The sequence below is a fragment of the Erwinia sp. JUb26 genome, from assembly GCF_003751505.1.
Lineage (GTDB): Bacteria > Pseudomonadota > Gammaproteobacteria > Enterobacterales > Enterobacteriaceae > Erwinia.
In genome coordinates, this window is record NZ_RJVB01000005.1 from 12,823 (window position 1) to 36,825 (window position 24,003).

Consider the following 24,003-nt stretch of genomic DNA (forward strand, 5'->3'; position numbering starts at 1 on the left):
CGCGATGCTCACATACATCAGTATGCTCCGCTCGCTCAGTTCCTGACGCCTTGTCTCGCTCCGGTACAGTCATTTTAACTACGGTTCTTTTCGCCGTGGTAGAACGGCTTATCCCCTAAAATCGTCGCGCGGTGCATAATCCGCCGCTGCGGCAGATAATCCGCATTCGCGTAGTGCTGAGTCACTCGGTTATCCCAAATCGCTACGTCCCCGACCTGCCAGCGCCAGCGCACCTGGAACTCCGGTTTGGTGATATGGGCGAACAGGAAGCGCAGCAGCGCGTCGCTCTCTTTTTCCTTGATGCCGACAATGCGCGTGGTGAAGCCTTCGTTGACAAACAGCGCCTGCTTGCCGCTGACCGGATGAGTACGCACCACCGGATGCAGCAGCGGTGGGTTCTTCGCGACCGCCTGCTGCCAGCGCTGATGCTCTTCTTCACTGCCGCGATATTTATACTCCTGGAACGATTTTTTAAAATCATGTTCTGCCAGCAGCCCGCTCAGCAGCTGCTGCAACGGCTCGGACAGCGCATCCCAGGCGGCGATGCCGCTGGCCCACAGCGTGTCACCGCCGGTTTCCGGCAGATGCTTCGCGGCAAGGATGGCACCGGCGGGCGGCGTCTCGATAAAGGTGACATCGGTGTGCCAGTTATCGTTATCCGGTGGATTATCGTCATGGGTATCCAGCACGATAACTTCCTCCACGCCGGGGGCATGTGGATAGACCGGGTGAATATGCAGATCGCCGAAGCGCGCAGCCAGCGCTCGCTGCTGCTGCGGCGTTATCGGCTGATCGCGCAGGAACAGCACCTGATGGCGGATCAGCGCATGGTAAAGCTGTTCAAACTGGCCATCGCTGAGCGGAAGCCGTAAATCCAGATTGCTGACCTGAGCACCGATATACGGCCCAAGCGGTTGAATAGTAATACGTTCGTTCATGACTGTGCTCCGTGCCACGGGGTTAAACGACGCTGTAAGGCACGCAGCCCCAGCTCAAGTGCAAAAGCAATAAGGGCAATCACCGCAATGCCTGCCAGCACCACATCAGTGGCGAGGAATTCCCCCGCAGATTGCACCATAAAACCAAGGCCGCGCGTGGCCGCAATCAGCTCGGCCGCCACCAGCGTTGACCAACCCACGCCCAGACCAATGCGTAAACCGGTGAGAATTTCCGGCAGCGCACCGGGCAGAACGACAAACCACAGAACCTGCCAGCGGCTGGCGCCCAGTGAACGCGCGGCGCGCAGTCGCACCTGCTGGGCGCTCTTCACGCCGGCCAGTGCGGACATCGCCACCGGAGCAAATATCGCTAGGTAAATCAGTAAAATTTTCGAGGTTTCGCCAATGCCAAACCAAATCACCATCAGTGGCAGATAGGCAAGCGGCGGCACCGGGCGATACAGCTCAATCAGCGGATCGAGAATGCCGCGAACCGTCTCATTCAGCCCCATAAAAATGCCCACCGGCACGCCAATCACCACGGCGGCCAGCAGCGCAATCAGAATACGCGTCAGGCTGGCACCCAGGTGCTGCCACAGGGTGGCATCCATAAATCCGGTTGGACCGGCGATGGTCAGCAGCTTTTGCAGCACCTGTTGCGGCGGCGGCAGGAACAGCGGCGTCACCAGCTGTAGCGCGGTCACCAGCCACCACACGGCGATGACCACCACCAGCGTGGCGCTACTCAGCGTCAGCTGGCGCGACAGCGGCCAGCGAAAACGCCAGCGGCGCGGCGTACTTTTTTCGTTAATCAGTGAGCTCATACCAACACCTCGCGCTGATGGAATACCCGGCTAAGGACATATTCACGGCGTTCGATAAACGCCGGGTCGGATTTAATCGACCGGCACGGTTCGCCGTTGGCGTAGCGGCGGCCAAAATCCAGCGCCAGGCGTTCAACGATGCGGCCAGGGCCAGGTGACAGCAGCACCAGCTCGCTGGCGAGGAATACCGCCTCTTCAATATCGTGGGTAATCAACAGGATCTGCTTTCCGCTGTCCCGCCAGAGCGTCAGCAGCAGCTCCTGCATCTGTTCGCGCGTAAACGCGTCCAGCGCGCCGAAAGGCTCATCCAGCAGCAGCAGGCGCGGATCCGCCGCCAACGCGCGGGCAATACCGACCCGCTGACGCATTCCGCCGGAAAGCTGCCAGATATAGCGCCGCTCCGCATCGGCCAGGCCGACTTTCTTCAGCATCTGCCGGGCGATTTCGCGCCGTTCATTTTTCTCTATCCCGGCCAGCTGCAGGCCGAAGGCGACGTTATCCAGCACGTTACGCCAGGGCAGCAGCCCCTCATTCTGGAACACCACGCCGCGATCGGCACCCGGGCCGGTGACCGCCTTGCCGTCCAGCGTAATGCTGCCGCTCTCCGCCGGGATAAAGCCGGCAATCAGGTTCAGCAGCGTGGTTTTGCCGCAGCCGGAGGGCCCCAGCACCACCAGCAGTTCACCGCTGTCGATCGACAGATTAATATCCTGGAGCGCCAGCTGGTTCTGATAGCGGGCGCTGAGATGAGAGACGGACAGCATTGGCTTTACCTCGCTTATTGCGTCAGCGGTTTAACGAAACGATCGGTGACGAAGCTGCTGTAATCGCTGGCCACCTGCGGCACCTTGCCCTGCTCTTTCAGGAAGTTAGCGGTATCTACAATCGCCTTATTTACCGGCCCGTTCAGCTCCTGCACCTGCTGCTGCGCGGTCAGATAGGTGTTCCCTTTAACCAGCACCGGCACATCTTCCGTCGGCACGCCGCTCAGGCGCGACAGCTTGCTCAGGTTGTCATCCTGTTTCAGCCAGGCTTCCGGGTTATCGATATAGGCTTTTTGCGGTGCCAGTGCACTGCGGGCGAAGGCGGTGACTACGTCAGGATGCTTCTCGGCGAAGTCCTTGCGTACCACCCAGACATCGAGGGTTGGTGCCCCCCATTTACCCACCTGTGAAGAGTCGGTCAGCACGGTGCCGTCTTTTTCCAGCTGGTTTACCGCCGGAGACCAGACGTAGGCACCGTCGATATCTCCGCGCTGCCAGGCGGCAATAATGGCCGGTGGCTGCAGGTTAATAATCTGAACCTGGCCAGGTTTAATGCCCCAGTGCTTCAGCGAGGCCAGCAGGCTGTAGTGCGTGGTGGAGATAAACGGTACGGCAATACGTTTACCAATCAGGTCCTTCGGGTCCTTAATGTTCTTTTTCACCACCAGCGCTTCGGAGTTGCCGAGCTGCGAGGCCAGCAGGAAGACTTCAATCGGCACGCCCTGGCTGGCCGCAACGGCGAGCGGGCTGGAACCGAGATTACCAATCTGCACATCACCGGAAGCCAGTGCCCTGACCACGCTGGCGCCGCTGTCGAATTTACGCCAGTCAACTTTTGCCCCGCTCTCTTTGGCGAAGGTGCCATCGGCCTGCGCGACTTTCGCCGGCTCTGCGGATGTCTGATAGGCGACGGTCACGTCCACCGCCTGTGCGTTAAGTGCTGCCAGCCCCAGTGCCGCTGCCAAAATTGAAACTGTAAATTTACCCGCCATAGCCCGCTCCAGTATTGTTGTTATCGGTGAACACCTCCTTTGTAACCGGGCGCGACCATCGCAATAAAGTAATTAAAAATTCTTTTTTATACCTAAGTGTGCTTAGTAATTTTTACGCAAAGGCCTGCCGGAAAACGCACATAGGCTGAACGATGGCCTGCGGGTTGCAGCCATGGGGTTAAGTCGCAGGAGGGGGTGAAAAACGGAGAAATGAAATATCAGGGCGTGCCGACCACGCCCCGGATATTAATGCCAGATCAGCAGTACGCAGGCGGCGGTCAGCAGCCCCATAAACACGTTGAAAATCGTCCACGCCCGACGGCTGCGCAGAATGCGGCCAATCAGCGTGCCGAACCCCAGCCAGATCACCGCAGACGCCAGGTTGACTATCGCCAGTGCAATGCTGATCGCAATGACCGATCCCGTGTAGGCCTCCCCGGCCAGGCTGAAGCTGGCTACCGCGCCCAGCACCATCAGCCAGGCCTTGGGGTTAATCAGCTGCAGCAGGCCGCCCTGCCAGAACGGCATCGGGGCCGCAGGGCCATTGCCGGTCTCCAGCTTCTCGTACTTCGCCGTACCGATTTTCCACGCCAGCCACAGCAGGTAAAGGCTCCCGGCAATTTTCATAAACAGATGCAGGGACGGATAAAGCAGGATTAACCCACCGATGCCAAACGCCACCATCAGCAGCATAATCTGCATGCCGAGCATGATGCCGACCAGCAGGGCCAGAGATCGGAAGAAACCAAAGTTGGCACCGGAGGCGGTGAGTAACATATTATTAGGGCCAGGCGTGATAGCGGCGACCCAGAGAAAACCTAACATAGAAAGAAACAGGCTCAGTTCCATAGAACGGGTGCTCCCCACCCCTGAAGAAATAAACAACCCGAAGAAGCTAACAGCGAGTTATGGATCCTACAAGCTCTGACCCAATGATTTTCAGTCACCTGGATGACAAATCTTTCCGGCCCCTGCCGGGAGGGCGCAACCCTCACCTGCAAACCCTGCTGCCGCGCCTGGTGCGTCGACGCATTACTCTGCAACCGCACTGGCAACGCTTAACCCTGCCGGACAGCGATTTCATCGACCTCGCCTGGAGCGAAGACCCGGCACAGGGGCGGCATAAACCTCGCGTGGTCCTGTTTCACGGCCTGGAAGGCAGCTTCAACAGCCCCTACGCGCACGGTCTGCTGCAGGCGTGGAAAGATCGCGGCTGGCTGGGCGTGGTGATGCATTTTCGCGGCTGTAGCGGAGAACCGAATCGTCTGAACCGCATCTATCACTCCGGGGAAACCGGTGATGCCAGCTACTTCCTGCAGTGGCTGCGCGACGAATGGGGGCAGGTGCCTACCGCCGCCGTCGGCGTCTCACTTGGCGGCAATATGCTGGCCTGCCTGATGGGGCAGCAGGGCGAGAACTGCCTGCTGGACGCGGGCGTGGTGGTTTCCGCTCCGCTGATGCTGGAACCCTGCAGCCAGCGGCTGGAGCAGGGGTTTTCTCGCCTCTACCAGCGCTACCTGCTCAATCTGCTCAAGCAGAACGCCACGCGTAAGCTGCTGGCCTGGCCCGGCACGCTGCCCGTGGAACTGCCGCAGCTGCGTGCACTGAAAAAGCTTCGCGCCTTTGATGATGCGATTACCGCCAGAGCGCACGGTTTTGCTGATGCCACGGACTACTATCGTCGCTGCAGCGGGCTGCCGCTGTTGCCCGGCGTCAGCAAACCGCTGTTGATCATTCATGCACTGGACGATCCCTTTATGACCGCCGAAGTGATCCCCGATCCGGATCTGCTGCCGCCAAATATCGAGTATCAGCTGACCCGCTACGGTGGACACGTGGGTTTTGTCGGCGGTACCCTGCGCCAGCCGCAAATGTGGCTGGAACAACGCATACCGCAATGGCTTTCAACCTGGCTGGAACACTGATGATTATTCCCTGGAAAGATCTCGACGCTGAAACACTTGATAATCTTATTGAATCCTTCGTACTGCGTGAGGGAACCGACTACGGCGAACAGGAAAGATCGCTGGAGCAAAAGGTCAAAGACGTTCGCCGTCAGCTGGCCAGCGGAGAAGCGGTGCTGGTCTGGTCGGAACTGCACGAAACCGTCAACATCATGCCGCGCGGGCAGTTCAACGGCTGAGCCTGATTTTCTCGGTCACGGCGTAGCGAGGATGACTTTGCACCGATAAACATGTTAGGAATGATCCGTCAGTCCGACCATCTCTCAGGGAGTTGTTTACCATGTCAGCCAAACATCCGGTTATCGCCGTCACCGGTTCCAGCGGTGCAGGAACTACCACCACCAGCGTCGCCTTCAGGAAGATTTTCCAGCAGCTCAACCTGAGAGCGGCAGAGGTCGAGGGGGACAGCTTCCACCGGTTCACCCGCCCGGAGATGGATATGGCCATCCGAAAAGCGCGGGACATGGGTAAGCACATCAGCTACTTCGGTCCGGAGGCCAACGACTTCGGGCTGCTTGAGCAGACCTTTATCGAGTATGGCCGCACCGGAAAAGGCCAGTCACGAAAATATCTGCACACTTACGATGAAGCGGTGCCGTGGAACCAGGTCCCGGGGACCTTTACCCCGTGGCAGCCGCTGCCCGAGCCGACCGACGTGCTGTTCTACGAGGGCCTACACGGCGGCGTACTCACACCGCAGAATAACGTCGCGGAAAACGTCGATCTGCTGGTTGGCGTGGTGCCGATTGTTAATCTGGAGTGGATCCAGAAGCTGGTGCGTGATACCAGCGAGCGTGGTCACTCGCGTGAAGCGGTTATGGATTCCGTCGTACGCTCAATGGAAGATTATATTAACTACATTACGCCACAGTTTTCCCGCACCCACCTGAACTTCCAGCGCGTCCCGACCGTCGATACCTCGAATCCGTTTGCCGCCCGCGGCATCCCGTCGCTGGACGAAAGTTTTGTGGTGATTCATTTCCAGGGGCTGGAAGATATTGATTTCCCCTATCTGCTGACCATGATTCAGGGCTCGTTTATCTCCCATATTAAAACCCTCGTGATCCCGGGCGGAAAAATGGGTCTGGCGATGGAGCTGATTATGGCGCCGCTGGTCAAGCGTCTGATCGAAGGGAAAAAAATCAGTTAATCCGCCAATAAAAACGACAGTCCGATGATTTCGCACTATGCTGAAGCGAGACAACATGACACAACACAAGACAGCCAGGTCAAGCTGTGCTACAAACGGTGCTGTATCACTATTTGGCATTGCAATGCATGGTGAAAACGGGACAACAGGATGAGCCAGACTCTTACGGTATGGCCCGTTTGATTTTCCTATGGGAAGCGCCTGACAGGGAATTCCGTCCCTGTTTACCCGAAATATTTCAAAAAGCAGTTAACATTTCTGCAACCTGAGAAATAAAAGGGTATATTTAGGCACGATTACAATAGAGGATAACAGCGAATGGTTCTCGGCAAACCGCAAACAGACCCTACACTCGAATGGTTCCTGTCACATTGCCATATTCACAAATATCCATCCAAAAGCACCTTGATTCATCAGGGTGAAAAGGCAGAAACCCTCTACTACATCGTCAAAGGCGCGGTAGCGGTGCTGATCAAGGATGAAGAAGGCAAAGAAATGATCCTTTCCTACCTCAATCAGGGCGACTTTATTGGCGAACTGGGCCTCTTCGAAGAGGGTCAGGAGCGTAGCGCGTGGGTGCGTGCTAAAAGTGCCTGTGAAGTGGCGGAGATCTCCTATAAAAAATTCCGCCAGTTGATTCAGGTTAACCCTGACATTCTGATGCGTCTTTCTTCGCAGATGGCACGCCGTCTGCAGGTCACCTCTGAGAAAGTGGGTAACCTCGCCTTCCTCGACGTGACCGGTCGTATTGCACAGACTCTGCTTAATCTGGCGAAACAGCCGGATGCCATGACCCACCCGGATGGTATGCAGATCAAAATTACCCGTCAGGAAATCGGCCAGATCGTTGGCTGCTCTCGTGAGACCGTGGGGCGTATTTTGAAAATGCTGGAAGATCAAAACCTGATTTCCGCGCACGGTAAAACTATCGTGGTTTACGGTACGCGCTAAGCGGTTGTGGATCTGTGGCGCGACAGCCTGGTCGCGCCTTTTTTTTATGTGGTATTGGGCATGTGGCGGAGAATCATCTATCACCCTGAAGTGAACTATGCACTGCGGCAAACGCTGGTGCTGTGCCTGCCAATCACCGTTGGCTGGCTGCTGGGCGATCTCCGACAGGGTTTACTCTTCTCATTAGTGCCTGCCTGCTGTAACAATGCCGGTCTTGATACTCCTCATAAACGCTTCTTTAAACGCCTGATTATCGGTGGCAGCCTGTTTGCCTTCTGCAGCTTTATGATCCTCTATGCTGGAGAACGTGGCGTACCGCTGCCGATCATTATGTTGTCAATGGCGCTCCTGCTGGGCGTCACCGCAGAGATCAGCCCGCTGCACGGTCGGCTGCTTCCGGCCTCGCTCATTGCCGCCATCTTTACCCTCAGCCTGGCCGGCAGAGTGCCGCTCTGGCAGCCGCCGCTGCTCTATATTCTCGGCACCATCTGGTACGGGCTGTTCAACTGGCTGTGGTTCCGGCTGTGGAAAGAGCAGCCGATGCGCGAAACGCTGAGCCTGCTGTACCGCGAACTGGCCGACTACTGCGAAGCGAAATATACGTTGTTGACCCGGCTGACCGATCCGCAAACCGCGCTGCCCCCGCTGCTGGCCCGTCAGCAAAAAGCGGTAGACCTGATTAATACCTGCTATCAGCAGATGTACATGCTCTCCGCCAGCCAGGATAACCACTACCAGCGACTGACGCGGGCCTTTCAGGTGGCGCTGGATCTGCAGGAGCATATTTCCGTCAGCCTGCATCAGCCGGAAGAAGTGCAAAAGCTGGTGGAGCAGAGCCACGCCGAAGCGGTGATCCGCTGGAATGCACAGACTATCGCCGCCCGGCTGCGGGTGCTGGCCGATGACATTCTCTATCATCGCTATCCTGAACGTTTCACCATGGATAAACCATTGCAGGCGCTGGAGAAAATCGCCCGCCAGAACAAAGAGAATCCGGTGGGGAATTTCTGCTATTACCATTTCAGCCGCATCGCCCGCGTGCTCCGCACCCAGCGTCCGCTGTATCGGCGCGATCTGATGGCGGATCGCCAGCGCCGGTTGCCGCTGATCCCGGCGCTGAAAAGCTACCTGTCGCTGAAATCTACCGGCCTGCGCAGCGCGGCGCGATACGGGATCATGCTGGCGTTTGCCAGCTCGCTGGCGCTGTTTTTCAATCTGCCCAAGCCCTACTGGATCCTGATGACGGTGATGTTCGTCAGTCTGAACGGCTATGGTGCCACGCGGGTGCGCATTCAACACCGTGCCATGGGCACCCTGGCCGGACTGGTGATTGCCGCCGTGATGTTACGGCTGCACGCGCCGGAATCGGTGATGCTGCTGGTGATGCTGGCCCTGACGCTAATCGGTAACCTGTTTATCCGTAAGTTCTACGGCTGGGCCACGATCGGCTTTACCATCACCACAGTGTTTACGTTACAGTTGCTGTCGCTGAACGGTGCAGAGCTGCTGGTGCCGCGTCTGATGGATACGCTGATAGGCTGTCTGATTGCCTTTGGTGGGATGATCTGGCTGTGGCCACAGTGGCAGAGCGGGCTGCTGCGGCAGAATGCGCACGACGCACTGGAAGCCTATCAGGAAGCACTCCAGCTGCTGCTGGGGCAGGAACAGGATCCGGTGAAACTGGCCTGGCAGCGAATGCGGGTGAATCAGGCGCACAACGCGCTGTTTAACTCGCTAAATCAGGCGATGCAGGAACCGAACTTTAACGCCGGCTATCTGAAGGATATGCAGCTATGGGTGACCCACAGCCAGTTTATCGTCGAACATATTAATGCGATGACGATCCTCGCGCGGGAGCACACCATGCTGACCGAATCGCTGGCACAGCGCTATCTGCAGTCGTGCGAAATCGCGCTACAGCGCTGCCAGCAGCGCCTGGAATATGACGGCCCCAGCTCCGACAGCAACGTACTGGAAGCGCCGGAGGATTTCCATCAGGGACCGGTAACCATCCTGGAGCGGCACGTAAAACGTATTCTCGGCCACCTCAGCACGATGCACACCATCTCATCGCTGGCCTGGAGCCAGCGCCCGCATCAGGGGCACTGGCTGTCCCGGCGATTACGCAAGCCGTCCTAGCCTAAAACTTTTTCTACCGCCGCCGCAAAGCGCTTCATTCCTTCGGTGATATCCGCGGGATCGATAACCAGAGACGGTGCAAAGCGCATCACGTCCGTACCGGCCACCAGCACCATCACCCCCTCTGCCGCAGCGGCATTCAGGATGTCGCGCGCTTTACCGGCATGCTGCGGCTTCAGCGCGGCGCCGATCAGCAGCCCCATACCGCGAATGTCGCTGAACAGATCCAGTTTGGCATCCAGCGCCTGCAGGGCATCAACAAACAGCTGACGCCGCTGCGCCACGCCGTCCAACACTTCTGGGGTATTGATAATATCCAGCGCCGCTTCCGCTACCGCACAGGCCAGCGGGTTACCGCCGTAGGTGGTGCCGTGCACGCCCGGCGCCATCACCGAGGCGATCTCATTGGTGGTCAGCATCGCACTGACCGGGAAGCCGCCGCCCAGCGCTTTCGCGGTGGTGACGATATCCGGCTTCACGCCGTAGTGCTCATAGGCAAACAGCTTGCCGCTGCGGCCCATCCCGCTTTGTACTTCATCCAGCACCAGCAGCGCGTTATGCTCATCACACAGCTGACGCAGCCCCTGCATAAACTCCGGCGTGGCAGGCATCACGCCGCCTTCGCCCTGGATCGGCTCCACGACGATGGCGCAGGTGTGATCGTCGATGACCGCTTTCACCGCCGCCAGATCGTTAAACGGCACATGGACGATATCGGCAGGCTTCGGCCCAAAGCCGTCGGAGTACTTCGGCTGCCCGCCCACGGACACGGTGAACAGCGTGCGGCCATGGAAGGCGTTATGGAAGGCGATGATCTTGCTTTTGAACGGGCTGTGGCGCTGGGTAGCGTAATAGCGCGCCAGCTTGAATGCCGCTTCGTTGGCTTCTGCACCGGAGTTCGCAAAAAACACGCGCTCGGCGAAGGTGGCAGCGATTAGCTTGCTGGCCAGGCGCAGGGCCGGTTCGTTGGTGAAGACGTTGCTGGTGTGCCACAGGGTTTCACCCTGGGTTTTCAGGGCGTCAACCAGCGCCGGATGGCAGTGGCCGAGCGCCGTTACCGCAATACCGCCGGAGAAATCGACGTACTCTTTCCCCTCCTGATCCCAGATACGGCTCCCTTTGCCTTTTACCGGAACGAACTGTGCTGGTGCATAAACAGGCAAAATCACTTCATCGAACGTTGCCCGCGTTACCGCTAATTTTTCCGCTGCCATCAACCACCTCGCCGTTTAATCTTTGCATTAATGTGAAAATATAGTCATGAAATATGCATAAAAAATCAAAAAAAGGCAAACACTAACTCAGTAGCGCAGGAAATTTTCCAGCAGCTGATGCCCCTGCTCGCTCAGGATGCTTTCCGGGTGGAACTGCACGCCTTCCAGCGGCAGCGTGCGGTGGCGGAAGCCCATAATTTCATCGGGCTGGCCGTCGCGCAGCGTCCAGGCGGTCAGCTCAAACTCGTCCGGTAGCGTTCCCGTCTCCACGATCAGCGAATGGTAGCGGGTGACGGTCAACGGATGATTCAGCCCGGCGAAAACGCCGCCGTCGTTATGCTCAATGGCCGACGTTTTGCCGTGCATCACCTGCCGGGCACGAACTACCCGGGCACCAAACGCCTGCGCGATTGCCTGATGCCCCAGGCAAACGCCCAGCACCGGCAGCTTGCCAGCAAAATGACGAATCGCCTCAAGCGAGATCCCCGCCTCGTTGGGCGTGCACGGACCGGGCGAGATCACCAGATGCTGAGGAGCCAGCGCGGCGATTTCCGCCAGCGTAATATCGTCGTTACGATGAACGATGACCTCTGCGCCCAGTTCAGAAAAATACTGGTAGAGGTTCCAGGTGAAGGAGTCATAGTTGTCGATAAGCAGCAGCATGGCGAATTCCGGTAAACGATTTACGCCGCTATTTTACGGATTTTACGCCGTTTCGCTTATCTCTATTGCTGTGCGGATGAAGAAGCAGAAACCTGAACCGGCTTTACAGTCCGATTCAGGCATCATACAAGAGCTTAAGGCAGGATTTTGGCGGAGAGGATCACCACCGGCGTCACCGGAACATTCTGGTAAGGGCCCACATTCTGGGTAGGCACCTGAGCAATCTTGTCGGCAACATCCATGCCTTTCACAATTTTACCGAACACCGCGTAGCCAAAGTCCCGCTGGCCGTGGTCAAGGAAGGCGTTATCCGCAACGTTAATAAAGAACTGGCTGGTTGCGCTGTCTTTTTCCGCAGTACGCGCCATAGAGATGGTGCCGCGTTTGTTCAGCAGACCGTTATCCGCTTCGTTTTTGATCGGTGCGTTAGGCTGCTTCTGCTGCATATCGGTGGTGAAGCCACCGCCTTGCAGCATAAAGCCCGGGATCACCCGATGGAATGTGGTGTTGTTGTAAAAACCGCTGTTGACGTAATCAACAAAGTTTTTTACCGAAACTGGGGCTTTCTGATTATTCAATTCCAGCTCAATGCTGCCTGCTGAAGTGGTCAGCAGTACATGTGTATCCCCTTTCGCGGCGAATGCAGTAGCAGAAATCGATGACAGTGCGAGAACTGCCGCCACCGCGGTCAAAGTACGTTTCAACATGAAATATTCCTTACTGAGGGCAATAAGCCATAAATGCAACGCTGATTGTAAATAGGCACTTACCAACGCGCCAGCGTTTTACCTTTATTTACGCAGCAGGACATTGCCTTGAAAATGACTGACCGATGAATAAATGTGACAAAAATCACACTAACAATGAAATTAGATAATTATTATTTCATTAAATATTCATGCAGATCACGAATATGGTTAAACTCCTCGGGTATATCTCAGGTACCTCGCCTGAGAAACTTCCTTCCTGACAGGTTTCGACTATGACAAATCGCGATAGACTCGGACTTACCTGGATCAGCTACTTCTCTTATGCGTTGACCGGTGCAGTGGTTATCGTCACCGGTATGGTACTGGAGAATATAGCAGAGTACTTCCAGCTCCCCGTCGCTCAGATGAGCAACACCTTCACATTCCTTAATGCCGGGATCCTGCTGGCCGTCTTCCTCAACGCCTGGCTGATGGAAATCGTGCCGCTGAAGCGCCAGCTGATTTTCGGCTTCGTGCTGATGGTGCTGGCGGTACTGGGACTGATGACCAGCCACAGCCTGAGCGTCTTCTCACTCTGCATGTTTGTGCTGGGCGTGGTGAGCGGCATTACCATGTCGATCGGTACCTTCCTGATCACCCATCTTTATGAAGGACGCCAGCGCGGTTCGCGCCTGCTGTTTACCGACTCCTTCTTCAGTATGGCCGGGACCATCTTCCCGATTATCGCTGCCGCCCTGCTGGCGCGCGCGCTGCCGTGGTACTGGGTTTACGTTTGCATCGGCGTGATCTACGTGGCGATCTTTGTTCTGGCCCTGTGCTTTGAATTCCCGGTGCTGGGCAAAAAAACCACCAGCGGCGAGCCGGTAAAAAAAGAAAAATGGGGCGTTGGCGTGGGCTTCCTGGCGGTGGCCGCACTGTGCTATATCCTCGGCCAGCTGGGCTTTATCGGCTGGGTGCCACAGTACGCAACCAAAAGCATGGGCATGGATATCGGCCAGGCCGGTAGCCTGGTGGGTAACTTCTGGACCGCCTATATGGTGGGTATGTGGGCGTTCAGCGCCATCCTGCGCTTCTTCGATCCGCAGCGCATCGTCACCCTGCTGGCACTGCTGGCGACCGCGCTGATGTACTGGTTTATCACCACCACCGACGCATCAATGCTGAAGTGGATCATGCTTAGCCTGGGCTTCTTCTCCAGCGCTATCTACACCACCATCATCACCCTGGGTTCACTACAGACCAAAGTGTCCTCGCCAAAGCTGGTGAACTTCATCCTGACCTGCGGCACCGTAGGCACCATGCTGACCTTCGTGGTGACCGGCCCTATCGTGGAAAAAGGCGGCGCGCACGCGGCGCTGGCAACGGCCAACGGCCTGTACGCGGTGGTGTTTGTGATGTGTCTGCTGCTGGGCTTCGTCAGCAAGCACAAGCTGCATGGCCATATGAATTCGCATTAATGAGCGATGGCTAAGCCGCTACCAAGCCGGTGTTTCTGCACCGGCTTTTTTTTATCTGTTTCGCCGGTAAATCCGCTGTTAATCCCCTTCGCTGCCCTGTCCGCTTTCCTCTCTGACCAAAAATCATAAAAGCTATGATTTCATAATGTTACTCAGCTAACGTTTTTTCTTAGGCGTACTCACTAATGGGTATTTGCCGGGGGGGATTGATACACATCAATAACCGCGCTATCCGAGCGGTTATCGTACGACCAGAATCTTATTAATGAGGCAAAGCATGAGTATCAAACTCGCCATCATTGGCAACGGTATGGTCGGCCACCGCCTGATCGAAGAACTGGTGGAAAAGTCGCAGCCCGGACAGTTTGAGATCACTGTCTTTTGCGAAGAACCCCGCGTGGCCTACGACAGGGTCCACCTTTCCGCCTATTTCTCTCATCACACGGCCGAAGAGCTGTCGCTGGTGCGGGAAGGCTATTACCAGAAGCACGGCATTAATATCCTCATCGGTGAACGTGCGATCCTGATCAATCGCGAAGAGAAAGTGATCCACGCCAACAGCGGCCGCCTGGTGCCGTACGACAAGCTGGTGCTGGCCACCGGCTCTCGTCCCTGGGTGCCACCCATCCCCGGCGCAGAGGGCGCTGACTGTTTCGTTTACCGCACCATTGAAGATCTCAACGGCATTGAAGCCTGCGCACGCCGTAGCAAACGCGGCGCGGTCGTCGGCGGTGGTCTGCTGGGGCTGGAAGCCGCCGGTGCACTGAAAAACCTCGGCATTGAAACCCACGTGATTGAATTTGCTCCGGTGCTGATGGCTGAACAGCTCGATCGCATGGGCGGTGAACAGCTGAGAAGAAAAATTGAGAGCATCGGCGTGCAGGTGCATACCGGGAAAAATACCCGGCAGATTGTGCACCACGTCCCCAGAGGTAAAACCCTGCAGTTTGCCGATGAAAGCCAGCTTGAGGTCGATTTTATCGTGTTCTCCACCGGTATTCGTCCGCAGGATGCGCTGGCAAGACAGTGTAATCTGGCCACCGGTGCGCGCGGCGGCATAGTGATTAACGACAGCTGCCAGACCAGCGATGCGGATATCTACGCCATCGGTGAGTGTGCGTCGTGGCGGGAACATGTGTATGGCCTGGTGGCACCGGGCTATAAGATGGCGCAAATTGCCGCCGACCATCTGCTAGGCGGCAGCAGCCACTTCGCCGGCGCGGACATGAGCGCCAAGCTCAAGCTGCTGGGTGTGGACGTCGGCGGCATCGGCGATGCCCACGGACGGACGCCCGGTGCGCGCAGCTACGTGTATCTCGACGAGAACAAAGAGGTCTATAAACGCCTGATCGTCAGCGCGGATAACAAAACCCTGCTGGGTGCGGTGCTGGTCGGCGACACCAGCGACTACGGTAATCTGCTGCAGCTGGCGCTCAACGCCATCGAACTGCCTGCTAACCCGGATGCGCTGATCCTGCCTGAACATGCCGGGGCAAAACCGGCGATTGGCGTTGAATCGCTGCCGGACAGCGCACAGATCTGCTCCTGCTTTGACGTGACCAAAGGCACGATCGTGCAGGCGGTGCAAAATGGCTGCCACAGCGTGGCCGCGCTGAAGTCGGAAACCAAAGCCGGAACCGGCTGCGGTGGCTGTATCCCGCTGGTTACCCAGGTGCTGAATGTCGAACTGAGCCGTCAGGGCATCGAAGTGAACCATCACCTGTGCGAGCACTTTCCGTGGTCGCGCCAGGAGCTGTATCACCTGATCCGCGTGAATAACATTCGGACGTTTACTCAGCTGATTAACAAATACGGCAAGGGCTACGGCTGCGAAGTGTGTAAGCCAACGGTGGGATCGCTGCTGGCCTCCTGCTGGAATGATTATGTGCTGAAGCCGGAACACACGCCGCTGCAGGACAGCAACGATCTGTTCCTCGGCAATATCCAGAAGGACGGCACTTACTCAGTGATCCCGCGCTCCGCAGGCGGTGAGATCACGCCAGAGGGGTTGATGGCAATCGGCAACGTTGCCCGTCAGTACAACCTCTACACAAAAATCACCGGCTCGCAGCGTATTGGCCTGTTCGGGGCGCAGCAGGACGATCTGCCTGCCATCTGGGAACAGCTGATTGCCGCCGGATTTGAAACCGGCCACGCCTACGCCAAAGCGCTGCGCATGGCGAAAACCTGCGTCGGCAGCACCTGGTGTCGGTTCGGCGTTGGCGACAGCCTGGGCTTCGGCGTCGAGCTGGAAAACCACTACAAGGGCATCCGCACACCGCACAAAATGAAGTTCGGCGTGTCCGGCTGCACCCGCGAGTGTGCCGAAGCGCAGGGCAAAGACGTGGGGATTATCGCCACTGAAAAAGGCTGGAACCTCTACGTCTGCGGCAACGGCGGGATGAAGCCTCGCCACGCAGACCTGCTGGCCGCCGATCTCGACCGCGAAACGCTGATGCGCTATCTGGACCGCTTCATGATGTTCTATATCCGCACCGCCGATAAGCTGCAGCGCACCTCGGTATGGCTGGATAATCTGGAGGGCGGAATCGACTATCTGCGCCAGGTGGTGATTAACGACAAACTGGGCATCAACCCGCAGCTGGAAGAAGAAATCACCCGCCTGCGCGCGCAGGTGGTCTGCGAGTGGAGTGAAACCGTCAACGATGCACAGCAGCGTGCCCGCTTTGCCCACTTCGTTAACAGCAGCGTGCGCGATCCACTGGTACAGATGGTACCCGCGCGTGAACAGCACCGTCCGGCGCGCGTGCAGGAACGCATTGAAATTATCCAACTGGAGGAAAATGTATGAGCCAGTGGCAGGAGATTTGCCCGTTGACCCGTATTCTGCCCGCGACCGGCGTTTGCGCACTGGTTGGCAGCCAGCAGATTGCTATTTTCCGCCCGGGTGAAGATGAACAGGTCTTTGCGTTAAGCAACATCGATCCCTTCGCACACGCCAGCGTGCTGTCGCGCGGCATTATCGCCGAGCATCAGCAGGAGCTGTGGGTCGCCAGCCCGCTGAAAAAACAGCGTTTCCGCCTGCGCGATGGCCTGTGTATGGAAGATGAAAATCACTCCATCCCGAGCTATCCGGCCCGAATCAGCCACGGCATGATTGAGATAAACCTCGCAGCGGAGGCCACCGCCGCCTGACACCGCGTTGACCGGCCGTGCGCACTTCCGCGTACGGCTATCCTGCCTTTTCCTTTTGTGAGTCTTTATGGATTTTCTTCCTCTGTTCTGTCAGCTTCGTGACAAGCCCTGTCTGCTGGTCGGTGGTGGCGACGTCGCCGAACGCAAGGCCCACCTGCTGCTGGCGAGCGGTGCCAGCCTGCGCGTCTGCGCCCGCGAGTTTTCCCCACAGTTCCTGCTCTGGCAGCAGGCAGGCCAGGCCACACTGATCGGCACCGCGTTCAGCCCTGAGCTGCTGGATGACTGCTGGCTGGTGATTGCCGCCACCGACGACGAGGCGCTCAATCAGCGGGTCAGCCAGAGCGCCGACGCGCGGCGGATGTTCTGCAACGTGGTCGATGCCCCGCAGAGCGCCAGCTGTATTATGCCGTCGATTATCGATCGCTCTCCGCTGATGATCGCCGTTTCCTCCGGCGGTAATGCGCCGGTGATGGCGCGGATGCTGCGTGAAAAGCTGGAGGCCCTGCTGCCGCTGCACCTTGGCCGCCTGGCGGCCTGGGGCGGTGCCCAGCGGCAGCGGGTAAAACAGCAGTTCAGCAGCGGGCAGCGCCGTCGGTTCTGGGAAAAACTGTTCAATCATCAGCGGCTGGCGCAGTCGCTGGCCAACGGTGACAGCCAGCAGGTCGAGCGGCTGAGCGAGCAGCTATTCGGTGAACCGCTGGAGCAGCGAGGCGAAGTGGTGCTGGTGGGTGCCGGGCCGGGCGACGCCGGGCTGCTGACGCTGAAGGGGCTTCAGCAGATCCAGCAGGCCGACGTGGTGGTTTACGATCGGCTGGTGTCCGATGAGGTACTGGCCCTGGCTCGCCGCGATGCCGAGCGCATCTTTGTCGGTAAGCGCGCGGGGCACCACTGCGTTCCCCAGCACGAAATTAATCAGATCCTGCTCCAGCAGGCGCAGAGCGGCAAGCGGGTGGTGCGTCTGAAGGGCGGCGACCCGTTTATCTTTGGTCGCGGTGCGGAAGAGCTGGAAGCGTTACAGGGCGCGGACATCCCCTTCTCCGTGGTGCCGGGCATTACCGCCGCATCCGGCTGTTCGGCCTACAGCGGCATTCCGCTGACCCATCGTGACTACGCGCAGAGCGTGCGGCTGGTCACCGGTCACCTGCAGCAAAACGGTGAACTGGAGTGGCAGCATCTGGCTGCGGAACGTCAAACGCTGGTGTTTTACATGGGGCTGGGTCAGGCGGCGGAAATCCGTCGGCAGCTGATTAAACACGGTATGTCACCGGAGATGCCGGTCGCACTGGTGGAAAACGGCACCTCAACGCGTCAGCGGGTGGTCACGGGATCGCTGGCTCAGCTGGCAGAACTGGCTGGGGAAGTAGAAAGCCCGGCGCTGATTATTATTGGAGAGGTGGTGGCGCTGCGCGAGCAGCTAAGCTGGTTCTGATAAGCCAGAGCGGGTGGCCTGAAGCCACCCGCTCTGCATTCGGGATTACGGCTGGGCGACGAAACCGACGGCAGCGTAAACCTTTTTCAGGGTTTCCTGCGCCTGGGCACGGGCTTTCGCCGCGCCGTCACGCATAATCTGATCGAGGAAGGCTTCATCATTGCGATAACGATGATAGCGCTCCTGCAGCTCGCTCAGCATGCCGGATACCGCATCCGCCACGGCACCTTTCAGGTGACCATACATCTGGCCGTCGAACTCTTTTTCCAGATCGGATACCGACTTACCGGTAACGCCGGCGAGGATATCCAGCAGGTTAGACACGCCCGGCTTGTTTTTCACGTCATAGCGAACGACAGGTGGCTCATCGCCGTCAGTCATTGCACGCTTAATTTTCTTCACCACCGACTTCGGATCTTCCAGCAGGCCGATAACGTTATTGCGGTTGTCATCAGATTTGGACATTTTCTTGGTCGGTTCCAGCAGCGACATCACGCGCGCGCCGGATTTCGGAATAAACGGCTCAGGAACCTTGAAGATGTCGCCGTAGATGGCGTTAAAGCGTGCGGCAACGTCGCGGCTCAGTTCCAGATGCTGCTTCTGATCTTCACCTACCGGCACCTGATGGGTCTGATACAGCAGAATGTCTGCCGCCATCAACACCGGATAATCAAACAGCCCGGCGTTAATGTTCTCTTCGTAACGCGCGGACTTGTCCTTGAACTGCGTCATGCGGCTCAGCTCACCAAAGTAGGTGTAGCAGTTGAGGATCCAGCCCAGCTGAGCGTGCTCCGGCACATGAGACTGCACGAAAATGGTACTTTTCTGCGGATCGATGCCGCAGGCAAGGTACAGTGCCAGCGTATCCAACGTGGCCTTACGCAGCGCAACCGGGTCCTGTCGCACGGTAATCGCGTGCAGATCGACGATGCAGTAAACACAGTGATAGTCATCCTGCATCTGTACCCACTGACGCAGCGCTCCCATATAGTTACCGATGGTCAGTTCACCTGAAGGCTGTGCGCCGCTAAATACAATGGGTTTCATGTTTCCGTCCTGATAATTACAGCCCTAGCGCGGGCATTAAATCGTTAAAGTGATCGAGCGTGATGTCAGGCTGACTGGTGGCCACGGGCTCACCGTAGTTATAGCCATAATTCATGCCGATACAGGGACATCCTGCCGCCTGTGCCGCCAGAATATCATTGCGCGAGTCACCGACAAACAGCAACTCACCCGGCAGAAGACCAAATTTTCCTAACACCATAAACAGCGGCGCGGGATGCGGCTTCTTCGCGGCAACATCATCCCCGCCGATAACCAGCGAGAAATAGTCCGCAATCCCTAAGGATTCCAGCAGCGGCGCAACAAACGGCGTCGGTTTATTGGTGACGATCGCCATCGGCAGCTGCTGCGCTGCCAGCTTCGCCAGCGTCTCCTGCACATCCGGATACAGCAGGCTGCCGCTTTCTACGGTGTCGGCATAGTGCTTATCAAACAGAATACGCGCTTCACGCAGGGCTTCTTCCCGAGGCGCATGGCCCTGCGCCCAGCTCAGGGCGCGTTCGATAAGAATGTCGGCACCGTTGCCGATCCAGGTAGAAACACGCTCTATCCCGGCTGCGGGCAGCTGTAGCTCGGTTAAAGCGGCATCGACCGCGCTCGCCAGCCCCGGTGCGCTGTCCACCAGAGTACCGTCAAGATCGAAGGCCAGTGCGCGGATATCAGTGAAATGAGCCATGGCGGGATTTTTCCAGTTCAGTGCGCATATCGTCGATCACTTTTTTGTAATCGGGATGACCAAAAATCGCCGAACCGGCCACGAACATATCGGCACCGGCCGCCGCGATTTCACCGATGTTATCGACCTTCACGCCGCCATCAACTTCCAGGCGGATATCGTAACCGCTCTGGTCAATCAGCTTACGCACCTCACGCAGTTTGTTCAGGGTGCCGGGGATAAACGACTGGCCGCCGAAGCCCGGGTTCACCGACATCAGCAGAATGATGTCCAGCTTATCCATCACGTACTCAAGAATGCTCAGCGGCGTGGCCGGATTCAGCACCAGGCCGGCTTTACAGCCGTGCTCTTTAATCAGCTGCAGCGTGCGGTCGACGTGTTCGGAGGCTTCAGGGTGGAAGGTGATATAGCTGGCACCTGCTTTAGCAAAATCAGGGATCAGACGATCGACAGGTTTAGCCATCAGATGTACATCGATCGGTGCCGTAACACCATAATCGCGCAGGGCTTTTAACACCATCGGCCCCATCGTCAGGTTGGGAACGTAATGATTATCCATCACATCGAAATGTATCACATCACCACCGGCAGCCAGCGCCTTCGCCGTATCTTCACCCAGTCGGGCAAAATCTGCGGCAAGGATTGATGGGGCGATTAAAAACTGTTTCATCCGTTTCTCCCAGGCTAAACCCCCGGCGGCGATAACAGCAGCCAATGCGACTGCTGCGCGGGCCAAAGGGTCAGATCATTGTTGTTCACCGGCCAGCATACAGCGCCAGTAATTCACTCACTTTACTTCGCGTGTTGCCACTGCGACTAATCGAGCGGCGCACTTCAATCTCATGCAGCACAGCACCCTGATACCAGTCCCGCGTCTGCGGCGTATCGTGGTTAGAAATCAGCACCGTAATATTGCTGTCCTGCGACAGCGCGGAAGCCAGCTCGGCAAGGTGCTGCTGCTCGCGCATGCTGAAGCTGTTGGTGTGATAAGCCGTAAACTTAGCGGTAGCCGACAGGGGGGCATAAGGCGGATCGCAATAGACCACCGATCCCGTCTTTGCCTTAGCCAGGGTAACATCATACGATTCGCAAACAAAGGTCGCATTCTGTGCACGTTCGGCGAACCAGTACAGTTCGCCTTCAGGGAAGTAAGGCTTCCGGTAGCGGCCAAACGGGACGTTAAACTCGCCGCGCAGGTTATAGCGGCACAGGCCGTTGTAGCAGTGGCGGTTCAGATAGAGGAACAGCATCGCCCGGCGATACGGATCCTGGCTGAGATTGAACTCCTGCCGTCTGGCGTAGTAGACGACGGAGTCATTTGACTCCGTGGTAAACAGCTTACGCACATCTTCGACAAAAGTCTGAGGACGTTCCTTGACGATATTGTACAGGTTGATCAGATCGCTGTTGATATCAGCAAGGATATAGCGTGGATACTGGGTGTTAAGGAATACCGATCCGGCACCGACAAACGGTTCGATCAGGCAATCACCTTCTGGCAGATGGCTTCTAATATCGTCAAGCAATGGATACTTGCCGCCTGCCCACTTAAGAAAAGCGCGATTTTTTTTCATGCCGTCGTTATTTTTTTACTCATCAGGCTGTGGCTACACCGACAGCATATCTGCGCTTTGAAAGGTCTGCGTGTCGTCACACACTCACACTTCATGAAAGGCCGGGTTGCCCCGGCACGGGATTAATTTCCTGCTTCTTTTTTGACCTGGCTCACCGGTTTCACCCAGGGATTCTGAGCACGGACTTCAGCGGGCAGCGAAGCCACGGCACGTTTCGCATCAGCGGAGGTGTTGTACGAACCGCTAACCAGCACATACCAGGGCTGTCCGTTACGTGTTGTCTGATAGACGTGGTAGCCACTCAGGTTTTGTTTTCTGGCCCACGCGTTGAGCGTGTCAGAGCGCGAGGCGCTGCTCAGCTGCAGCGTATAGTTGCCGCCGGGTTTAGCCGTACTGGCAACGCTGGACGGCGCCTGAGCACGCGGTGCGGCGCTGTGGCTTGCGGTCGCAGCCGGTTTATTCTCTTTCACCACCGGCCTGCTGGCGACAGGTTTGTGTGCGGCGGCAGGTTTATTCTGCGGTACGGCACTTTGATGCGGAACACTCGCCGTTTTGGTGGTGGCGGCAGGTTTGCTGCCGGATCCACCTACGGTAGCCGGTCCGGTTGGCAACGAGGACGAGCCCATTCCGGCCTGAGAAGCCGCATCGACCTGGCCCTGCTGATTGTTCAACGCGTTGTTCAGATCGCCCGGCAGCTCAACCCGCTGCTGATTCTGCGGAGTCGGTACCGCCGCGGCTTCAGTCGGCGTTGATGAGATCTGCGGAGCACTGAGCTCCTGCGGAGAAGACGCTTGACCCGCGGAAGCCGGCTGCCCTTCGGAAGACGGCTGACCGGCATTCTGCCCACTCATGGAAGACGTACCGGAAAGATCGATATTCTTCTCACCGCCGGCATTTCCACCGGAGGCAGGCTGCTGCGCAGTCTTGCCGCCCGCGCTGTCCGGAGATTTCAGGGCTGAACCAATGCCCAGTACCAATAGCAGCAGCACCAGAATGCCAACGCCCATCATCATATGCTGGCGTGAAACCGGTACTTTCGGTAGTGAAGACGTTTTGCGCGACCGCGGCGGTCGGCGGTCACTGGTGTCAGGTTTCAACTCGTCTTCCGGTTTAAACTCGTCCATTTAGCCTCCTCCCATAGAGCGGTTACGCCGTTCACTTCCTTTGAAGGGCGATAACTTCAGAATAGCAGCCATCAGGCTGACCTGATAATAACATTACGAGTCAAGGCTTTTGGCAATCCTGAATTGATGCCAACACCATATCATGCGGCACTCCGCTACGCACTTCGGCTTTACCGATTGCCAGCGGCAGTACCAGACGTAGCTTGCCTGCCAGCACCTTCTTGTCACGCATCATATGCGGCAGATAGTCTTCAGCGGCCATACTTTCAGGGCCATTTACCGGCAGCCCGGCGCGCTGTAACAACGCGATAATACGATCGGTATCCGCCGGATTGAACTGGCCAAGACGCTCGGCATTTCGTGCCGCCATCACCATTCCGGCGGCAACCGCTTCACCGTGCAGCCAGTTGCCGTAACCCATATGGGCTTCAATCGCGTGACCGTAGGTATGACCTAAATTCAGCAGCGCCCGCAGACCGTGTTCATGCTCATCGGCGGCGACCACGTCGGCCTTCAGCTCGCAGCAGCGGCGAATGCAGTACGCCATCGCGCTGCCATCCAGTGCCAGTAACGCATCCAGATTTTCTTCCAGCCAGCTGAAGAACTCACCGTCGAGAATGATGCCGTATTTAATCACTTCCGCCAGCCCGGAAGAGAGCTCACGCGCAGGCAGCGTCTTCAGGCAGTCCAGATCAACCACCACTGATGCAGGCTGGTAAAACGCCCCAATCATATTCTTGCCCAGCGGATGGTTAACGGCGGTTTTACCGCCAACGGAAGAGTCCACCTGCGCAAGCAGTGTGGTGGGGACCTGGATAAAACGCACGCCGCGCTGATAGCTGGCTGCGGCAAATCCGGTCAGATCGCCAATGACGCCGCCACCCAAGGCAATCAGGGTGGTGTCGCGGCCATGAGGTTTTTCCAGCAAAGCGGTAAAGACCTGGTCCATTACGGCCAGGCTTTTAAACTGTTCGCCGTCAGGCAGGATCACCCAATCGACAATCACACCCGCCTTTTCAAGGCGCTCGCGCATTGCATCAAGGTAAAGAGGGGCCAGCGTTTGGTTTGTCACCAGCATGGCCATATCGCCAGCCTTGAGCGGCCAAAAAGAAGCCGGATCTGCAAACAATCCGGCGGCGATAGTGATGGGGTAGCTACGTTCCCCAAGAGTAACGGTAATCCTCTCCATGACGCTGTATCACCTTTTCTGCTT

23 protein-coding genes are annotated in these 24,003 nt (G+C 57.4%); 9 read left to right on the top strand and 14 right to left on the bottom strand.

Annotation, left to right across the window (positions count from 1 at the left end; all coding sequences use genetic code 11):
* Positions 1-74: 74 nt before the first annotated feature.
* The 5 genes from tauD to EC836_RS13755 all read right to left on the bottom strand — a co-directional run bounded on the left by tauD (position 75) and on the right by EC836_RS13755 (position 4,367).
* Positions 75-938 (bottom strand): taurine dioxygenase, encoded by an 864-nt coding sequence (tauD, locus tag EC836_RS13735; RefSeq protein ID WP_123334013.1) that lies wholly within the window; start codon positions 936-938, stop codon positions 75-77.
* Positions 935-1,762 carry a taurine ABC transporter permease TauC gene (tauC, locus tag EC836_RS13740; RefSeq protein ID WP_123334015.1) on the bottom strand — a complete coding sequence of 276 codons (828 nt, stop codon included), beginning with the start codon at positions 1,760-1,762 and terminating at the stop codon, positions 935-937. Before tauC ends, tauD begins: the two co-directional genes overlap by 4 nt.
* Positions 1,759-2,526, bottom strand: coding sequence for a taurine ABC transporter ATP-binding subunit (tauB, locus tag EC836_RS13745; RefSeq protein WP_123334017.1), 768 nt, complete (start codon positions 2,524-2,526; stop codon positions 1,759-1,761). The genes tauC and tauB overlap by 4 nt, the downstream gene beginning before the upstream one ends.
* Before the next feature lie 14 nt (positions 2,527-2,540).
* Positions 2,541-3,518, bottom strand: a complete 978-nt coding sequence (gene tauA / locus EC836_RS13750) for a taurine ABC transporter substrate-binding protein (protein WP_123334019.1) — start codon at positions 3,516-3,518, stop codon at positions 2,541-2,543.
* A gap of 246 nt (positions 3,519-3,764) precedes the next feature.
* A complete protein-coding gene (locus EC836_RS13755; RefSeq protein ID WP_123334021.1) occupies positions 3,765-4,367 on the bottom strand; it encodes a LysE family translocator in 603 nt (200 codons plus the stop codon).
* A gap of 59 nt (positions 4,368-4,426) precedes the next feature.
* Between EC836_RS13755 and EC836_RS13760 the strand changes: the two genes are divergently transcribed.
* From EC836_RS13760 to EC836_RS13780, 5 genes are all read left to right on the top strand, one after another.
* On the top strand, positions 4,427-5,443 hold the full coding sequence (locus EC836_RS13760) for a hydrolase (RefSeq protein ID WP_123334023.1): 1,017 nt from the start codon (positions 4,427-4,429) through the stop codon (positions 5,441-5,443).
* The gene (locus tag EC836_RS13765) at positions 5,443-5,661 is read left to right on the top strand and encodes a YheU family protein (RefSeq protein ID WP_123334025.1); all 219 of its coding nucleotides are present in this window, start codon (positions 5,443-5,445) and stop codon (positions 5,659-5,661) included. The genes EC836_RS13760 and EC836_RS13765 overlap by 1 nt, the downstream gene beginning before the upstream one ends.
* A 101-nt stretch (positions 5,662-5,762) precedes the next feature.
* A complete protein-coding gene (locus tag EC836_RS13770; RefSeq protein ID WP_123334027.1) occupies positions 5,763-6,632 on the top strand; it encodes a phosphoribulokinase in 870 nt (289 codons plus the stop codon).
* 318 nt (positions 6,633-6,950) lie between these two features.
* Positions 6,951-7,583 (top strand): cAMP-activated global transcriptional regulator CRP, encoded by a 633-nt coding sequence (gene crp, locus EC836_RS13775; RefSeq protein WP_048917664.1) that lies wholly within the window; start codon positions 6,951-6,953, stop codon positions 7,581-7,583.
* Positions 7,584-7,643: 60 nt separating this feature from the next.
* On the top strand, positions 7,644-9,722 hold the full coding sequence (locus EC836_RS13780) for a YccS/YhfK family putative transporter (RefSeq protein ID WP_123334689.1): 2,079 nt from the start codon (positions 7,644-7,646) through the stop codon (positions 9,720-9,722).
* Here EC836_RS13780 and EC836_RS13785 read toward each other — a convergent pair.
* The 3 genes from EC836_RS13785 to ppiA form a co-directional block, all read right to left on the bottom strand.
* Complete coding sequence (locus EC836_RS13785) at positions 9,719-10,936, bottom strand: aspartate aminotransferase family protein (protein ID WP_123334029.1); 1,218 nt, start codon at positions 10,934-10,936, stop codon at positions 9,719-9,721. The two genes, EC836_RS13780 and EC836_RS13785, sit on opposite strands and share 4 nt — an antisense overlap.
* 87 nt (positions 10,937-11,023) lie before the next feature.
* The gene (locus EC836_RS13790; RefSeq protein ID WP_123334031.1) at positions 11,024-11,599 is read right to left on the bottom strand and encodes an aminodeoxychorismate synthase component II; all 576 of its coding nucleotides are present in this window, start codon (positions 11,597-11,599) and stop codon (positions 11,024-11,026) included.
* Between the two features lie 134 nt (positions 11,600-11,733).
* Positions 11,734-12,306, bottom strand: a complete 573-nt coding sequence (gene ppiA, locus EC836_RS13795; RefSeq protein ID WP_123334033.1) for a peptidylprolyl isomerase A — start codon at positions 12,304-12,306, stop codon at positions 11,734-11,736.
* Between the two features lie 275 nt (positions 12,307-12,581).
* Between ppiA and tsgA the strand changes: the two genes are divergently transcribed.
* From tsgA to cysG, 4 genes are all read left to right on the top strand, one after another.
* Complete coding sequence (tsgA, locus tag EC836_RS13800; protein ID WP_123334035.1) at positions 12,582-13,766, top strand: MFS transporter TsgA; 1,185 nt, start codon at positions 12,582-12,584, stop codon at positions 13,764-13,766.
* 277 nt (positions 13,767-14,043) lie between these two features.
* Positions 14,044-16,578 (top strand): nitrite reductase large subunit NirB, encoded by a 2,535-nt coding sequence (nirB, locus tag EC836_RS13805; RefSeq protein WP_123334037.1) that lies wholly within the window; start codon positions 14,044-14,046, stop codon positions 16,576-16,578.
* A complete protein-coding gene (nirD, locus tag EC836_RS13810) occupies positions 16,575-16,922 on the top strand; it encodes a nitrite reductase small subunit NirD (protein WP_123334039.1) in 348 nt (115 codons plus the stop codon). The genes nirB and nirD overlap by 4 nt, the downstream gene beginning before the upstream one ends.
* Before the next feature lie 67 nt (positions 16,923-16,989).
* Positions 16,990-18,351, top strand: a complete 1,362-nt coding sequence (gene cysG / locus EC836_RS13815; RefSeq protein WP_123334041.1) for a siroheme synthase CysG — start codon at positions 16,990-16,992, stop codon at positions 18,349-18,351.
* Positions 18,352-18,396: 45 nt separating this feature from the next.
* Here the strand turns inward: cysG and trpS are convergent, their stop codons facing one another.
* From trpS to aroB, 6 genes are all read right to left on the bottom strand, one after another.
* On the bottom strand, positions 18,397-19,398 hold the full coding sequence (gene trpS / locus EC836_RS13820) for a tryptophan--tRNA ligase (RefSeq protein ID WP_123334043.1): 1,002 nt from the start codon (positions 19,396-19,398) through the stop codon (positions 18,397-18,399).
* A gap of 16 nt (positions 19,399-19,414) precedes the next feature.
* The gene (locus tag EC836_RS13825) at positions 19,415-20,092 is read right to left on the bottom strand and encodes a phosphoglycolate phosphatase (protein ID WP_123334045.1); all 678 of its coding nucleotides are present in this window, start codon (positions 20,090-20,092) and stop codon (positions 19,415-19,417) included.
* Complete coding sequence (gene rpe / locus EC836_RS13830) at positions 20,076-20,762, bottom strand: ribulose-phosphate 3-epimerase (protein WP_123334047.1); 687 nt, start codon at positions 20,760-20,762, stop codon at positions 20,076-20,078. The genes EC836_RS13825 and rpe overlap by 17 nt, the downstream gene beginning before the upstream one ends.
* Before the next feature lie 85 nt (positions 20,763-20,847).
* Entirely contained in the window at positions 20,848-21,666 is an 819-nt protein-coding gene (gene dam, locus EC836_RS13835; RefSeq protein ID WP_123334049.1) for an adenine-specific DNA-methyltransferase, read from the bottom strand.
* Between the two features lie 122 nt (positions 21,667-21,788).
* A complete protein-coding gene (locus EC836_RS13840; RefSeq protein ID WP_123334051.1) occupies positions 21,789-22,790 on the bottom strand; it encodes an SPOR domain-containing protein in 1,002 nt (333 codons plus the stop codon).
* 100 nt (positions 22,791-22,890) lie between these two features.
* Complete coding sequence (aroB, locus tag EC836_RS13845) at positions 22,891-23,979, bottom strand: 3-dehydroquinate synthase (RefSeq protein ID WP_123334053.1); 1,089 nt, start codon at positions 23,977-23,979, stop codon at positions 22,891-22,893.
* Positions 23,980-24,003 lie beyond the last annotated feature (24 nt).

Coding starts and splice junctions, on each gene's coding strand:
- EC836_RS13840 (WP_123334051.1), bottom strand. CDS start 22,790: ATGGACGAGTTTAAACCGGAAGACGAGTTGAAACCTGACACCAGTGAC.
- rpe (WP_123334047.1), bottom strand. CDS start 20,762: ATGAAACAGTTTTTAATCGCCCCATCAATCCTTGCCGCAGATTTTGCC.
- cysG (WP_123334041.1), top strand. CDS start 16,990: ATGGATTTTCTTCCTCTGTTCTGTCAGCTTCGTGACAAGCCCTGTCTG.
- ppiA (WP_123334033.1), bottom strand. CDS start 12,306: ATGTTGAAACGTACTTTGACCGCGGTGGCGGCAGTTCTCGCACTGTCA.
- crp (WP_048917664.1), top strand. CDS start 6,951: ATGGTTCTCGGCAAACCGCAAACAGACCCTACACTCGAATGGTTCCTG.
- EC836_RS13770 (WP_123334027.1), top strand. CDS start 5,763: ATGTCAGCCAAACATCCGGTTATCGCCGTCACCGGTTCCAGCGGTGCA.
- EC836_RS13825 (WP_123334045.1), bottom strand. CDS start 20,092: ATGGCTCATTTCACTGATATCCGCGCACTGGCCTTCGATCTTGACGGT.
- tauD (WP_123334013.1), bottom strand. CDS start 938: ATGAACGAACGTATTACTATTCAACCGCTTGGGCCGTATATCGGTGCT.
- nirD (WP_123334039.1), top strand. CDS start 16,575: ATGAGCCAGTGGCAGGAGATTTGCCCGTTGACCCGTATTCTGCCCGCG.
- nirB (WP_123334037.1), top strand. CDS start 14,044: ATGAGTATCAAACTCGCCATCATTGGCAACGGTATGGTCGGCCACCGC.
- EC836_RS13765 (WP_123334025.1), top strand. CDS start 5,443: ATGATTATTCCCTGGAAAGATCTCGACGCTGAAACACTTGATAATCTT.
- dam (WP_123334049.1), bottom strand. CDS start 21,666: ATGAAAAAAAATCGCGCTTTTCTTAAGTGGGCAGGCGGCAAGTATCCA.
- trpS (WP_123334043.1), bottom strand. CDS start 19,398: ATGAAACCCATTGTATTTAGCGGCGCACAGCCTTCAGGTGAACTGACC.
- EC836_RS13790 (WP_123334031.1), bottom strand. CDS start 11,599: ATGCTGCTGCTTATCGACAACTATGACTCCTTCACCTGGAACCTCTAC.
- EC836_RS13785 (WP_123334029.1), bottom strand. CDS start 10,936: ATGGCAGCGGAAAAATTAGCGGTAACGCGGGCAACGTTCGATGAAGTG.
- tsgA (WP_123334035.1), top strand. CDS start 12,582: ATGACAAATCGCGATAGACTCGGACTTACCTGGATCAGCTACTTCTCT.
- aroB (WP_123334053.1), bottom strand. CDS start 23,979: ATGGAGAGGATTACCGTTACTCTTGGGGAACGTAGCTACCCCATCACT.
- tauA (WP_123334019.1), bottom strand. CDS start 3,518: ATGGCGGGTAAATTTACAGTTTCAATTTTGGCAGCGGCACTGGGGCTG.
- tauC (WP_123334015.1), bottom strand. CDS start 1,762: ATGAGCTCACTGATTAACGAAAAAAGTACGCCGCGCCGCTGGCGTTTT.
- EC836_RS13760 (WP_123334023.1), top strand. CDS start 4,427: ATGGATCCTACAAGCTCTGACCCAATGATTTTCAGTCACCTGGATGAC.
- EC836_RS13755 (WP_123334021.1), bottom strand. CDS start 4,367: ATGGAACTGAGCCTGTTTCTTTCTATGTTAGGTTTTCTCTGGGTCGCC.
- tauB (WP_123334017.1), bottom strand. CDS start 2,526: ATGCTGTCCGTCTCTCATCTCAGCGCCCGCTATCAGAACCAGCTGGCG.
- EC836_RS13780 (WP_123334689.1), top strand. CDS start 7,644: ATGTGGCGGAGAATCATCTATCACCCTGAAGTGAACTATGCACTGCGG.